Raw genomic sequence first — 14,226 nt, 5'->3', positions numbered from 1 at the left:
GTTGCCTTGAATGTTAAAAAAGACGTGTTGTGGAAGTACCTATGTGGAAAAAGTTGTTTGTTGAATCAAACATCCCGGAAAAGTTAGCGCCTCTGAAAGAGGTAAGCAGGAACTTATGGTGGGCATGGAATACCGATGCCCGAGAATTATTTGAACAAATTGATCCCGAAATTTGGGAAGAGACTGCACATAATCCCATCGACTTGCTCGATAAGGTGAGCTATCAACGTTTTCTGGAATTGGAAGGCGATGATGTGTTTGTAAATAAAATGAATGCTGTTTACACGCACTTGCACAAGTATCTCGGCGATCGAAAAGACTTAAACGGTCCGCATATTGCCTATTTCAGTATGGAGTATGGCTTGCACGACAGTTTAAAAATCTTCTCCGGCGGCTTGGGGATCCTGGCCGGCGATTACCTGAAAGAGGCCAGCGACTCGAAAGTAAACCTGGTAGCGGTGGGCTTGCTCTACCGTTACGGCTACTTCAAACAAACCATCTCCGTTCACGGCGATCAAATGGCCAACTACGACGCACAGCAGTTTAATAAAGTGCCCGTTCAGCCGGCTTTGGATCAAAACGGAAACTGGGTTGAGGTGGCGGTCGAATTGCCCGGCCGCATGCTAAAAGCCCGTTTGTGGGAAGTGAAAATCGGTAGTATAAGCTTGTATTTGCTGGATGCCGACTACGATGCAAACCGGGAAGACGATCGTTTTGTGACCCACCACCTGTACGGAGGTGATAACGAAAACCGCCTGAAGCAGGAGATGTTGCTCGGCCTTGGGGGGATTCGCGCCCTGCGTAAGTTGGGATACGATTCGGAGATTTATCACTGTAACGAAGGACATGCTGCCATGATTGGCCTGGAGCGGGTTAAAGACTTTATGGCCGAGCACAAACTGACTTTTGCTCAGGCTAAAGAGCTGGTTCGTGCTTCAACCTTGTTTACAACCCACACGCCGGTTCCGGCCGGACACGATGCCTTTTACAAGGATCTGTTTCAAGGCTACATGGGCTCGTTTGCTGCGAAAATCGGACTCAGCTGGGACGATTTTATCATGCTTGGAAAAGCAAAGCCCGAGGAAGATCACTTCAATATGAGTTTCCTGGCGGCTAATATGTCGCAGGGAATTAATGGGGTGAGCTGGTTGCACGGCGAGGTGTCCAAAGATATCTTAAAAGATTTGTACGAAGGATTTCTGCCCGAGGAGCTCAACATCGGTTATGTGACCAACGGGGTGCATTATCCGACCTGGGCTGCCAAAGAATGGAAAGAACTACATCTGAAATATTTCGGTGATTCGTTTGTTGAAAATCAGCTCGACTCCGATTTGTGGGACAAAATCTACAAAGTGCCCGACGAGGAAGTCTGGAAGATGAAAAAACAACTGAAAGCAAAGATGATTGACTACATCAAAGTGCGTTTTGCTGACAGCTGGATTAAACGACACGAAAACCCGAAGTTGATTTCGGAAGTGTTGAATCGTCTCGACCCCAATGCGCTGACCATTGGCTTTGCCCGTCGTTTTGCCACTTACAAACGGGCACACCTGTTGTTCCGGAACCTGGATCGGTTGTCGCGGATTGTGAACGACCCCGAGCGACCGGTGCAGTTTATCTTTGCCGGTAAGGCTCACCCGGCCGACAAAGCAGGGCAGGATCTGATCAAATACATTGTTGAAATCTCCAAACGCCCCGAATTTATCGGCAAGATCATTTTTGTGCAGAACTACGATATCAACCTGGCCAAAGTGTTGTTGCAGGGTGTCGATATCTGGTTGAACACGCCTACCCGTCCGCTCGAAGCATCGGGCACCAGTGGCGAGAAAGGGGTGATGAATGGTACCATTCACTTCTCGGTACTCGATGGATGGTGGGTTGAAGGGTATAAGGAAGGTTCCGGATGGGCTTTGCCGATGGAACGCACTTACGATGTTCAGGACTTGCAGGATGAGCTGGATGCCGACACGATTTATAATATCTTCGACCACGAGATCATTCCAACCTACTACGAACAGAACGAAAAGGGCTATTCCGAAGAGTGGATCAAAGTGGTGAAAAATACCATTGGTCAGGTAGCACCCAATTTTACCACAACGCGCATGATTCGCGATTATCAGGATCGTTTTTACGACCCGCAGGCAAGCCGTTACCTCCACTTGCTGGCCAACGACTTTAAGATGACCCGCGAACTGGTGGCCTGGAAAGATAAAGTTGCGACAGCCTGGAACCAGATTGAAGTGGTGGATATCCAGCTTTCGGACGGCATTACCAATGCACTGAAAATTGGCGAAAGCTACCCGGCCAAAGTGGTGCTTGATCTGAAGACACTTTCGCCCGACGACATCGGCCTGGAAATGGTGATCACCTCGGTGGGCACAAACGGGCAGATGGAACTGGTGGAAACCCTGCAGTTTGAAGCTGAAAAGGCCGAGGGCTCGGTGACCTGCTATGGCCTCGAGATTACCCTGATGGATCCGGGTTCGTACAACTACGGGTTGCGCATGTATCCGAAAAACGAGGATTTGCCGCATCGGCAGGATTTTAAATATCTGCGGTGGTTGTAAGCCATCGGGTTATAAATTAATAGCAAGAGGCCTTCTGTACAGGAGGCCTCTTTTCGGTGAAAGTCCCTTCGGGTGATGCGCCTGCCTGCGGTAGGCGCATCGGGGATGCCTTCAATGGCGACTGCGATTGAATCTGAAGCAACGACTCATTTCGTAGCAAACCTGTGTTGGTGAACGTTGTTCTAAACCCGACTGCTTTTTTTCTCGCCCACTTTTGATTAATTCGGAACTTTTGTCCTACCGGACGGGTTTTTACTCTTTCAGCAATGGCTTTAGCCATTCAATACCGATTAGCTTCAAAAGTGTCGCATCCTATCACTTCGTTCCTATGCTCCTTTTTCAGTCTATCGGCATTATACTGTCCTATTTCAGAGCACAAATTAGCCTGTAAAACGGTATAATTTGGGTAGTACAAACGATAACACGAAGATTCTCCCGTCCCGTACGGGACGGAATTTCCCTCTGTCGTCGTTAAGCTACCCAAATTGCATCCCTCCGGGATTGCAGGAAGCTTTCCGTTTGATTTCGGCCTCTTAAGAAACATCACTCTGTTTCTTTTCTTTATAGCATTTTAGAATGTGAATACTCGATGAAACCAGGCCGCCGACTCCCAACTTTTTGACATTGATCGAACGACCTTCTTGCTTGTTGATGGCGTTTTAGACCGACAACTAATGAGAACAACGACAACCCGAACAACAGGATATCCGAAAATCAATCCCCTTTTGTTTTTTTTTCGTTTTGTCAAAGTTGACACGGCTCCAGTTTTGGGTTTTTCATGCTTTGACAAAGTTGACACGGCTCCACTTTTTGGTATTTCTTGCTTTGTCAAGGTTGACACGGCTCGACTTTTTGGTTTTTCTTGCTTTGTCAAAGTTGACACGACTCCACTTTGGGGATTTTCTCGCTTTTTCAAAGTTGACACGGCTCTTCGTTTTCTGTGAATGCCGATCAAGGCAAAGGCCAAAGATGTTCTGGGGTGACTTCTTTCTTTTATCGATGGCGATCGGCTCGCGACAACTTCTGATAAACAGAACAAGGGGATGCCCTGAAAATTATCCAGGGGCTATTGTTGTTTGTGCTTATTGTGTCCCGCTAGTTGCGTTGGAGTGCCTGATAGTTTCTTTTTACGATGTTCGAAAAGAGTGGGCTCTGTTTTGGGCACTTTCAAAATAAAGCTAATTTTGTTGCTTACTAGTTAGAAAAACCACGATATGACCGGAGAAAATAACCTTGGATCGAAGATTAAACAATTGCGATCAAATCAAAATTTAAGTCTGGAAGAATTGGCCGAACGTAGTGGCTTGCTTGCGGCACAAATCGAGAAGATTGAGAAAGAGGCCATCATACCGTCCTTATCGCCTTTGATTAAAATTGCAAGGGCTTTAGGGGTCCGTTTGGGAACATTTCTGGATGATACCGATCATCTGGGGCCGGTAGTTGTGCGCAACGGTAAGCCTGCCGAAGGAGTGCGTTTCACTTCCGAAGAAAATGGTTCGCGCGAGCATTTAAATTTTTTCTCGTTGGCCGCCGACAAAGCCGGCCGCAATATGGAACCCTTTATTGTGGAAATAGAGCCGTCGCAACACTCAGACTACAAGCTGTCGACCCACGAAGGCGAAGAGTTTATTTATGTGCTCGAGGGGCAGATCGAAATTAATTACGGCAAGGAACTTTATCAGCTGAATGCCGGCGACAGCATCTATCTCGACTCGATTGTGATGCATAACGTTCACGCGGCAACCACGCAAAAAGCCAAGGTGCTGGTGGTGGTGTATACCCCTTTCTGATTTGCTCAAACATCTTTAAACCTTTAGCATGCAGTTAATCGATTATACGTTAGGAGGCATCCTCGAGAAATATGCATTCGAGACTCCCGAACAGGAGTTTATGGTTTATCCCGACCGCAATTTGAGATTCACCTACAGCCAGTTTAACCGGCGGGTCGACCAATTGGCCAAAGGACTGATGTATATCGGCGTAGGACAGGGGGATAAAGTGGGTATCTGGGCCAATAATGTGCCCGATTGGCTGACTTTTATGTTTGCCACGGCTAAGATTGGCGCCGTACTGGTGACCATTAATACCAACTACAAGATGGCGGAGTTGGAGTATTTGCTGCACGATGCCGATATCCATACCCTTTGCATGATTGGCAATTACCGCGATAGCGACTACGTGAACATGATTTTTGAGCTGGTGCCGGAATTGAAAAATCAACCGCGTGGTGAGCTGCGTTCTCCAAAGTTTCCCGAGCTGAAAAATGTGGTGTTTATCGGGCCGGAGAAGCACCGCGGCATGTTCAATACTGCGGAGCTGATGCTGCTGGGAAGCCATCTGGACGACCTGGAACTGGAAGAGATGAAGGTACGCGTGAATTGTCACGATGTGGTGAATATGCAATACACCTCGGGAACAACCGGTTTCCCCAAAGGAGTGATGCTCTCTCATCATAATATCCTGAATAACGGCAAGGCAACGGGCGAATGTATGCGTTACACCTCGGCGGAGCGCTTGCTGGTGTGTGTGCCTTTTTTCCATTGCTTTGGTTGCGTGCTGGCCTTGTGTGCCGTTGTTACGCACGGAGCAACCATGGTCATCACCGAGGATTTCGACCCGTTGATGGTGCTTGCCTCGGTGGAAAAGGAAAAATGTACGGCCTTGTACGGCGTGCCAACCATGTTTATTGCCGAGTTGCATCACCCGATGTTCGACATGTTCGACTTGTCGACCCTCCGAACCGGTATTATGGCCGGAGCCCTTTGTCCGATTGAGACCATGCGGCAGGTGATGGATAAGATGAATATGAAGGATGTGATCAGCGTGTATGGCCTGACCGAATCGTCGCCGGGGATGACCGCCACGCGAACGCACAACTCGCCGGAGCTTCGTGCTACCACTGTCGGCTTTGAGTTTCCCAATGTTGAGGTTGCTGTTCTCGATCCGGAGACGGGCGAGGAATGCCCCGACAATGTGCAGGGCGAAATGTGCTGTCGTGGCTACAATGTTATGAAAGGCTACTACAAAAACGAAGAGGCTACCCGCAAGGCCATCGATGAAAACGGCTGGTTGCACTCAGGCGACCTGGGGGTGCGTGGCGAGGATGGTTTTTTCCGCATCACCGGTCGTATTAAAGATATGATTATTCGCGGCGGCGAGAATATTTACCCGCGCGAGATTGAGAACTACCTGTTTAAAATGGAGCAGATTGAAGCCGTAGAGGTGGCTGGTATTCCAAGCCCCAAATACGGCGAGCAGGTTTGTGCATTTATTAAGCTGAAAAACGGGCATAGCCTCACACCGGAAGAGGTTCAGGAATTTTGTCGCGGACAAATAGCCCGCTATAAGGTGCCCAAATACGTTTTGTTTGTCGATGGTTTCCCGATGACCGCCAGCGGCAAAATACAAAAGTATAAGCTGAAAGATCTCGGCGTACAGATGCTCCGCGAACAGGGTGTGGAGCTGATTTAACCGCCATAAGACGGCCGCGAAACAGGCCGAAACAAAAAAGAGCAGTGGAATCTTAAATTTCACTGCTCTTTTTTATTCGGTCGGTTCAGTCGCGACTGAACCGTTATTTTACTTTTTGGGTTGCCGGTGATTTCCTTTTGGCCGATTATTGCGTTTAAAGTTGCCTTTCTTCTTTTTCTTCCGCTGAATAACTTTCCACTCCGGTCCTTCGCCCAATTCCGGAGGCAGGGGAGCTTTGAACACTTCACTGCCGATCAGTTCCTCAATTTGCTGGAACTTGTACATGTCGTCTTCATTCACAAAAGTAAGTGCGATACCGGTGGTATTCGCCCGTGCAGTACGTCCAATTCGGTGTACATAATCCTCGGCATCACCCGGCACATCGAAATTGACCACCAGGTTAATGTCTTTAATGTCGATACCGCGGCTTAGCACATCGGTGGCCACAATAATACGGGTTTGGCGGGCCCGGAATTTCATCAGCACTTCCTCGCGTTCTTTTTGTTCCAGGTCCGACGAAATGCCCTGGGCATCCAGGTTTTTCTTCTGTAAAGCCTTTACAATCAGGTTTACCTTGCGCTTGGTCGAGCTGAAGACGATGATGCTTTGGCAATCATCTTTGCCGGTAATCAGCTGCTGAATAAGCGGTAGCTTTTGAGCTTCGTGACACACGTAGGCGGCTTGCAATACCCCTTCGGCCGGTTTACTGATGGCTGAGGCAAATTCTTTCGGATCTTTCAGCACTTTGGCAGCCAGTTGTCGGATTTTGGGTGGCATGGTTGCACTAAACATGAGGGTTTGCCGTTGCTCGGGCAGGTGGCTGAAAATGCGGATAATATCGTCGTGAAAGCCGATGTCGAGCATGCGGTCGGCTTCATCCAGAACCACGTACTCAACCTGCTTCAGATTGGCAATTTCGTTGTCGATAAATGAGATCAGCTTGCCCGGTGTGGCCACAACAATATCTACGCCGTCTTCCAGTGCTTTGCGTTGTTCTTCCCATTCTTTGCCATCGCCACCGCCGTAAATTGCACAGGAGGTGGTGCCGGCATAGTAGGAAAAGCCCTGTACCTGTTGTTCAATCTGGATGGCCAGCTCCCGGGTGGGGACAATAATCAGGGCACGGGTCGCTCCGGCCGATTTTTGAGCTACCTTTTCGATAATGGGCAGCATGAATGCGGCTGTTTTGCCGGTTCCGGTTTGTGCACAGCCAATCAGGTCGTGCCCTTCCAAAATCAAGGGGATGGTGTTTTCCTGTACTACTGTTGCTTCGTCAAAGCCCATATCATAAAGGGCATCTAAAATATCGTCGTGTAGGTCGAACTCGTGAAACTTCATAAAAAATGCGGAACTAAATTAGATGTTGCCAAGAGCTTCCCTTCCGGGGAAAGAACGTACTCATTGCATACTGATGCAAAAGTAGTAATTTTTGTCAGACGACTGCTTATTATCAGGCGACTTGTGGGGCAGTTAACCTTGGCGTTTAGAGGAAGCCGGGCAAGAAGGCATTTCAATTTGGGGCAAATTGACAATCGGTCCGAAAAGGTTGCAAGGTAAAGTATGGCTGTTGTCAGGTGTGGCGGATGCTGCCGGCTTGTCACTAATCTCCTTGTATCGTCGTACTTTTCATGTTATCCATGCTCTTTAAAGTGATCCTTGTCGCAGTGCATTCCTTAAAATCAATTATCTTTGCGCTCGTTATTAACCACGTGTTCTTGATAACCACGTAAAAAACAAGATCGATGAGAAATAAAGTATCTGTATTATTCCTGTTGACCGGCGTTTTGTTCGCTGCAAGTTTGTTAATCGCCAATATCTTAGCGACGAAAATTATCATGGTTGGGCCCTGGTCGGCTCCGGCGGGAGTGTTAATTTTTCCTGTAACCTACATTATTAACGACGTAATTGCTGAAGTGTGGGGCTATGCCAAGGCACGCCTGATTATTTGGGCTGGTTTTGGGGTGAATGTGATGGCCGCATTTTTCTTTGCCTTGGCCATCGGCGTTCCCGCAGCGCCCTTTTACGAACATCAGGAGGCTTTTCATACTGTTTTGGGAACTTCCATTCGCCTGGTGCTCGCCAGCCTGATGGCTTATATGGCCGGTTCGTTTCTGAATGCTTATGTGATGAGTAAATTTAAGTTGATGACCAAGGGGCGGGGTTTTTCGCTGCGTGCCATCGTCTCCACGCTGGCCGGTGAGGGAGCCGACTCGTTGATCTTCATCACGATTGCTTTTGCCGGAGTTTTCCCGCTTTCGGTTATTGCCGGTATGGTGCTCACCCAGGCGCTACTGAAAACAGCTTACGAAATTATCATCCTGCCGTTTACGGTTTTGGTGGTTAACAAGGTGAAGGAAATTGAAGGAATTGACACCTTCGACGAGGAGGTCTCGTACAATCCTTTTCGTTTAAAACAGATTTAAAATAGCGCTTACCCAAGTGGTGAGCCGTTGCTAAACAACAAAGCTGATGAGTGATAAGAGAAAAGCATTGGTCGTTTTTTCCGGAGGTCAGGATTCAACAACCTGCCTGTTTTGGGCCATCCGCGAGTTTGACGAGGTGGAAGCCATCTCGTTCGATTACGGACAGCGACATAAGCTGGAGCTTGAAGTTGCAAGTAAGATAGCCCGTGAGGCACAGGTGCCTCTGCGGATTCTGAAACTGGATATGTTGAGCCAGATCACCGATAATGCCTTAACAAATCCGGACCTGGAGGTGGAAGCCGAGAAGCCGGCCGATCGTCCGCCAAACACCTTGGTGGAAGGACGTAATATGTTGTTTCTGACTTATGCGGCCATCTATGCCAAGTCGAAGGATATCCATCATTTGGTTACCGGCGTAGGGCAGGCCGACTACAGCGGCTATCCCGATTGTCGCGATGAGTTCGTTCGCTCATTGAATCAGACGTTGAACCTGTCGATGGACTATCCTTATGAGATTCACACGCCTTTGATGTGGAAGAACAAAGAGGAAATTTGGCAATTATCGGATGAGCTGGAGGTGTTTGACCTGGTGCGTACGCAAACACTCACTTGCTATAATGGTATCGTGGGCGATGGTTGCGGACACTGCCCCTCCTGTAAGCTTCGTAAAAACGGGCTGGACAGTTACCTTTTGAAAAAGAAGCATAAAAGTGATCAGTGATCAGTCGCCAGTGGCAGTGTTCCGTGCCTGAGGTGACAACTGAATGACGATCAATGACCACTAATGACATATAGTGGCGTTTGAAATTTGGAATTCAGTGACCGGTCGCAGTCCCAGTGTTCCCTGCGTGGGATGACAACTGAATGACGATCAATGAAGTTACTTACAGCTTGTAGCTTACAACTTGTAGCTTACAACTTGGTGCTTTGAAATTTGGAATTTGAATTTTGTGATTTGAAATTTTACCAACGATGGATAACTTAACACATTTAGGAAGCGAAACCAACTACGGATTTAATTACAGTCCCGAGCTGTTGGAAACATTCGATAACAAACATCCGCAGAACGACTATTGGGTGAAGTTTAACGCACCGGAGTTTACCAGCTTGTGCCCCATTACCGGGCAGCCCGATTTTGCAACCATCTATATCAGCTACATTCCCGGTGAAAAGATGGTGGAAAGCAAGTCGCTGAAATTGTATTTGTTCAGCTTCCGCAATCATGGCGATTTTCATGAAGACTGCATCAACATCATCATGAAGGATCTGATTCAATTGATGGATCCCAAGTACATTGAGGTGTGGGGCAAATTTTTGCCACGCGGAGGAATCAGCATCGATCCCTATGCCAACTATGGCAAAGTCGGCACCAAATACGAGGAGCTGGCTTGGTATCGCATGCAAAACCACGATCTCAATCCCGAGACAATTACAAACCGCTAAGCGGTTACCGCAGCACCGAAAACAATCTTTTTGGTTATGCGGACACTTTTCTTCTGTTTCGGCAGTCCGCTGGGGGCTACCGAAACAGTTGCCTTATGTCCTGAAATAGATCGGGAAAAGTCATAAAAAATAGGATTACTGGCCATAAACAAGCAAAATGTCATTGTTCGGTGTATTCTTTTCACTTTATTTTATGTCCTGTCGATTGCAGCTCGGAGCGAAGACTCATGAGCTGTTTTTTTATGAAGGCTAATAACCAACGTAATCTATATAAATAAACATGAAAAGAGTAGTATTGAAGAGTGGTGCATTCCTGGCGTTTGCATGGCTGTTTTTTAGCTCGTCTCTGGCTTTTGCTCAGGATGAGACAACGGCGAAAACGGGCTCGGGACAGGAACAAATTGAAGTATTGACAGCCCGAAAGACCAATTCAACAACCGTTGAAATCGAGTTCTCCAATCAGCAGAAAATGGTGATCGATTTTTACGGGGACAATATTTTCAGGATGTTTCAGGACCCCCGGGGCAAAGGACTGAGAGCTCCACAGGCGGAACCTCCGGCCGAAATCTTAGTTCAAAATCCTCGCAAAGCAGTGTTGGAACTGCAGCTGAAAGACGCCGGGAACACGGTTAGCATTCAGAGTTCTGCGGTTTTACTGACTTTTGATAAGACCAACGCAACTTTTGAGTTGAAGAATACCACCACCGGAAAAACAGTGGTCCGCTCATTGGCCCCGATTGCTTTTGGGAAGGACAAGGTGGAACTTCAATTGAGTGAGCAACCCAACGAGTACTTCTATGGCGGAGGTGTGCAAAACGGCCGTTTTTCGCACAAAGGGAAAGTTATTGCCATCGAAAATCAGAATAGCTGGACGGATGGTGGAGTGGCGTCGCCAACGCCCTTTTTCTGGTCCACTAATGGTTACGGTTTTATGGCCTATACCTTTGCCAAAGGAAACTATAACTTTGGTGCTAAAGGCGAAAACCGCGTAGCGCTATCGCACGATACCGGCTATCTGGACGTATTCTTTATGGTCAGCGATGGTGCGGTGGCCTTGCTAAACGATTTTTATCAGTTGACCGGACAGCCGGTGTTGATTCCTAAATTCGGTTTTTATGAAGGTCATCTGAATGCTTACAACCGCGATTACTGGAAAGAAGATTCTGCCGGAATTCTGTTTGAAGACGGAAAACGCTATCGCGAATCACAAAAAGAGAACGGAGGCATCAAAGAATCGCTGAATGGCGAGAAAAATAACTACCAGTTTTCGGCCAGAGCTGTTGTGGACCGCTATGCCGAACACGACATGCCCCTGGGGTGGATTTTGCCCAATGATGGTTATGGCGCCGGCTACGGCCAAACGTCAACCCTGGACGGAAACATTGCCAACCTGAAGGAATTTGGCGATTATGCCCGCGGGCATGGTGTTGAAATCGGACTGTGGACGCAATCCGATCTTCACCCCATCGACACGGTGGAGGCGCTTTTGCAGCGCGATATTGTGAAAGAAGTGGGCGTTGCCGGTGTGCGTGTTCTGAAAACCGATGTGGCCTGGGTGGGCGCCGGTTATTCGTTTGGACTGAACGGCGTGCAGGATGCGGCCGAAATCATGCAGAAAGAGGGCAATCAGGCTCGGCCGTTCATTATTTCGCTCGATGGTTGGGCTGGAACACAGCGTTATGCCACCATCTGGTCGGGCGACCAAACCGGAGGAAAATGGGAGTACATTCGTTTTCATATCCCCACCTTTATCGGGTCGGGACTCTCGGGCCAGCCCAATATTACCAACGATATGGATGGCATCTTCGGGGGTAAAAATTCGATTGTTAATATCCGCGATTTTCAGTGGAAAACATTTACCCTGATGCAACTCAATATGGACGGCTGGGGTGCTAACGAAAAATATCCGCAAGCCCTGGGAGAACCGGCAACATCGATCAACCGCAATTACCTGAAGTTGAAATCGGAGTTGTTGCCCTATGCTTATACGGTGGCCCGCGAGGCTGTGGATGGAATGCCGGCAATACGGGCGATGTTTTTAGAAGAAGAAAACCCCTATACGCTGGGGAAAAATACGCAATATCAGTTTATGTTCGGCCCCGATTTTCTGGTGGCTCCCATCTATCAGAACACCAAATCCGACAGCGAGGGCAACGATATTCGGAACCAGATTTACCTGCCCGAAGGTAATTGGGTGGATTATTTTACCGGCGAAATTTATGCCGGGGGGCGGATCATCAACAACTTTGAAGCTCCCATCTGGAAACTGCCGGTATTTGTGAAAATGGGCGCCATTATTCCGATGGTGGATCCCAATAACAATGTAAACGAAATTGACCGGCAACGACGAATTTACGAGTTTTATCCCTCGGGACAATCGTCCTTTGTGGAATACGACGACGACGGTCTGACAACCGCATATCAGCAGGGGCAATACACGAAAACCCGCATCGGGTCGGTGCTCAATGGCGATCAACTGTCGCTGGTTGTAGAGCCGGCAAAAGGCACTTTTGCTGGTTTTGTCAATGAAAAAGAAACCGAGTTGCGCATCAATCTAAGCCGCGAACCAGGAAAAATTGCAGCAACAATTGGCGACAAAAAGGTGAAGCTGAAGCGCGTAAATTCGCTGGCTGATTTTAAGGCGGGTACCAATGTGTACTATTACAATGCGGCGCCGGATATGAACCGCTTTGCCACGGCAGGATCGGAGTTTGAGCAGGTGAAAATGATTCGGAATCCGCAGTTGATGGTGAAGATTGAAAAAACGGATATCAGCCAAAACCGGATTAGCCTTCAGTTTAAGGGCTATGCGTTTGAGTCGGAAGACCGCCTGTTGAAAAGTACAGGAGAGCTGACAGAGGTGAAAAATGCAGCAGTGTCGGCTTCAAACGCCACAGCCTATAGCCTGACACCAAGCTGGGACAAGATAGCCAATGCCGACTGCTACGAGATTCAGTTCCAGGGAATGTTGTATGCCAACATCACCGATAACGAATTGCTGTTTGAGAACTTAGAGCCGGAAACAACTTATGAGTTTTCAATTCGTGCGGTGAACAAGAGCGGGCACTCGGACTGGACTCACTTTACCGCCAAAACCAAAGCCGATCCGCTGCAATTTGCGCTGAAAGGACTAACAGCAGTTAGTTCCGCGAAGATGCAGGGAGGACAGGGCTTGAACCGACTGTTCGATTTCGATGAAAATTCGATGATGCATACCGACTACGCGGGGAATTCGGTTCCCTTCGACATGGTCATCGACCTGAAATCGGTTAGCCAGCTTGAAAAGATTGTTTATCTGCCCCGTATGAGCGGACGAAACGGGATTATTCAATCCGGGGCATTTCAGTATAGTAAGGATAAGGAAAACTGGACCGACGCCGGGCGTTTTGAGTGGAAGGCCGATAATCAGCCGAAAACATTCGAACTGAAAGATCAGCCGGTAGCTCGTTATCTGAAAATGGAGGTTGACAAGGCCTACGGTGATTTTGGATCCGGACGGCAGCTTTATATCTTCAAAGTTCCGGGAACCGAAAGCTTTCTGCCCGGGGATATCAATAGCGATGGGGTAATCGATTCAAACGACCTGACCTCCTACCTGAACTATACCGGATTGCGCAAGGATGACAGTGATTTTGGCTATGTTAGCCGCGGTGATGTCAATGAGAATGGATTGATTGATGCGTACGATATTTCCAATGTCGCGACTCAACTGGATGGCGGTGTTAGCTCACAGAACGAGGGAACGCTGGCCGGAGAGTTGCACCTGAACGCTTCCAAGCGAAGCTATAAAGCGGGCGAGATTGTGGAGCTTAAAGTCGAGGGACGTCAGCTGGAAGCCGTTAATGCGTTCAGTTGCGCAATTCCGTACAGCCCGAGTGATCTGGAATATGTTGGTGTGAAAACAATGAACACAAAAGGCATGGATAATATGACCTACAATCGCTTGCATTCCAATGGCGACCGGGTGTTGTATCCCACTTTTGTGAATGTTGGCGGTCAGCCTGCGCTCCGGGGCGACGGAACAATCCTGACCATTCAGTTTAAAGCCAAACGGGCTTTTACATTCGGTCTGGAACTTCAAAACGGTTTGTTGATCGATAAACAACTCAATACCGTGAACTTCTAAATCCCGAAGGATATTCGATCTCAGAATAGGCTGTTCAAATGCGAACAGCCTTTTCTTTTTTCGAAAAGTTCCTTGCCTGAAGTTTTACAGGCTACTTTTTTGTAAGCGTCTCGGCGATGACGCAGCCCAAAAAACAGCCCGTCAATTTTCAAATGGAATTGACGGGCTGTTTAAGTTATTTTATTGAGCAGACCAC

The 14,226-nt window shown here is 48.1% G+C and carries 9 protein-coding genes; 7 read left to right on the top strand and 2 right to left on the bottom strand.

Features of this window, described 5'->3' with window-relative positions; translation table 11 throughout:
* Positions 1 to 29 precede the first annotated feature (29 nt).
* Complete coding sequence (glgP, locus tag C8N47_RS14870) at positions 30 to 2,567, top strand: alpha-glucan family phosphorylase (protein ID WP_146161544.1); 2,538 nt, start codon at positions 30 to 32, stop codon at positions 2,565 to 2,567.
* A gap of 16 nt (positions 2,568 to 2,583) precedes the next feature.
* On the opposite strand, the gene C8N47_RS14865 is transcribed toward glgP, so the two are convergent.
* The gene (locus tag C8N47_RS14865) at positions 2,584 to 2,847 is read right to left on the bottom strand and encodes a hypothetical protein (RefSeq protein WP_107823363.1); all 264 of its coding nucleotides are present in this window, start codon (positions 2,845 to 2,847) and stop codon (positions 2,584 to 2,586) included.
* A 934-nt stretch (positions 2,848 to 3,781) separates the two neighbouring features.
* Between C8N47_RS14865 and C8N47_RS14860 the strand changes: the two genes are divergently transcribed.
* Positions 3,782 to 4,357: a helix-turn-helix domain-containing protein gene (locus C8N47_RS14860; protein WP_107823362.1), complete on the top strand. Its 576-nt coding sequence runs from the start codon at positions 3,782 to 3,784 to the stop codon at positions 4,355 to 4,357.
* 28 nt (positions 4,358 to 4,385) lie between these two features.
* A complete protein-coding gene (locus tag C8N47_RS14855; protein ID WP_107823361.1) occupies positions 4,386 to 6,038 on the top strand; it encodes an AMP-binding protein in 1,653 nt (550 codons plus the stop codon).
* Between the two features lie 108 nt (positions 6,039 to 6,146).
* On the opposite strand, the gene C8N47_RS14850 is transcribed toward C8N47_RS14855, so the two are convergent.
* Positions 6,147 to 7,376 (bottom strand): DEAD/DEAH box helicase, encoded by a 1,230-nt coding sequence (locus C8N47_RS14850; RefSeq protein ID WP_107823360.1) that lies wholly within the window; start codon positions 7,374 to 7,376, stop codon positions 6,147 to 6,149.
* Positions 7,377 to 7,780: 404 nt separating this feature from the next.
* On the opposite strand from C8N47_RS14850, the gene C8N47_RS14845 reads away from it, so the two are divergent.
* The 4 genes from C8N47_RS14845 (at position 7,781) to C8N47_RS14830 (ending at position 14,030) form a co-directional block, all read left to right on the top strand.
* Entirely contained in the window at positions 7,781 to 8,461 is a 681-nt protein-coding gene (locus C8N47_RS14845; protein ID WP_107823359.1) for a queuosine precursor transporter, read from the top strand.
* A gap of 46 nt (positions 8,462 to 8,507) precedes the next feature.
* A complete protein-coding gene (gene queC, locus C8N47_RS14840; RefSeq protein ID WP_107823358.1) occupies positions 8,508 to 9,182 on the top strand; it encodes a 7-cyano-7-deazaguanine synthase QueC in 675 nt (224 codons plus the stop codon).
* 251 nt (positions 9,183 to 9,433) lie between these two features.
* Positions 9,434 to 9,904, top strand: coding sequence for a preQ(1) synthase (queF, locus tag C8N47_RS14835; protein WP_107823357.1), 471 nt, complete (start codon positions 9,434 to 9,436; stop codon positions 9,902 to 9,904).
* Between the two features lie 280 nt (positions 9,905 to 10,184).
* Positions 10,185 to 14,030, top strand: coding sequence for a TIM-barrel domain-containing protein (locus C8N47_RS14830; protein ID WP_107823356.1), 3,846 nt, complete (start codon positions 10,185 to 10,187; stop codon positions 14,028 to 14,030).
* The last annotated feature ends 196 nt before the right edge of the window (positions 14,031 to 14,226 follow it).

The organism is Mangrovibacterium marinum (genome assembly GCF_003046625.1).
Taxonomy (GTDB): domain Bacteria; phylum Bacteroidota; class Bacteroidia; order Bacteroidales; family Prolixibacteraceae; genus Mangrovibacterium; species Mangrovibacterium marinum.
The sequence above is the reverse complement of the archived record's forward strand: the minus strand, read 5'-3'. Positions and strand labels throughout refer to the sequence as shown.

Excerpts from the sequence above, each read along its gene's own strand:
- C8N47_RS14830 (WP_107823356.1), top strand. The coding sequence starts at position 10,185 with ATGAAAAGAGTAGTATTGAAGAGTGGTGCATTCCTGGCGTTTGCATGG.
- queF (WP_107823357.1), top strand. The coding sequence starts at position 9,434 with ATGGATAACTTAACACATTTAGGAAGCGAAACCAACTACGGATTTAAT.
- C8N47_RS14850 (WP_107823360.1), bottom strand. The coding sequence starts at position 7,376 with ATGAAGTTTCACGAGTTCGACCTACACGACGATATTTTAGATGCCCTT.
- C8N47_RS14860 (WP_107823362.1), top strand. The coding sequence starts at position 3,782 with ATGACCGGAGAAAATAACCTTGGATCGAAGATTAAACAATTGCGATCA.
- queC (WP_107823358.1), top strand. The coding sequence starts at position 8,508 with ATGAGTGATAAGAGAAAAGCATTGGTCGTTTTTTCCGGAGGTCAGGAT.
- C8N47_RS14855 (WP_107823361.1), top strand. The coding sequence starts at position 4,386 with ATGCAGTTAATCGATTATACGTTAGGAGGCATCCTCGAGAAATATGCA.
- C8N47_RS14865 (WP_107823363.1), bottom strand. The coding sequence starts at position 2,847 with ATGGCTAAAGCCATTGCTGAAAGAGTAAAAACCCGTCCGGTAGGACAA.
- C8N47_RS14845 (WP_107823359.1), top strand. The coding sequence starts at position 7,781 with ATGAGAAATAAAGTATCTGTATTATTCCTGTTGACCGGCGTTTTGTTC.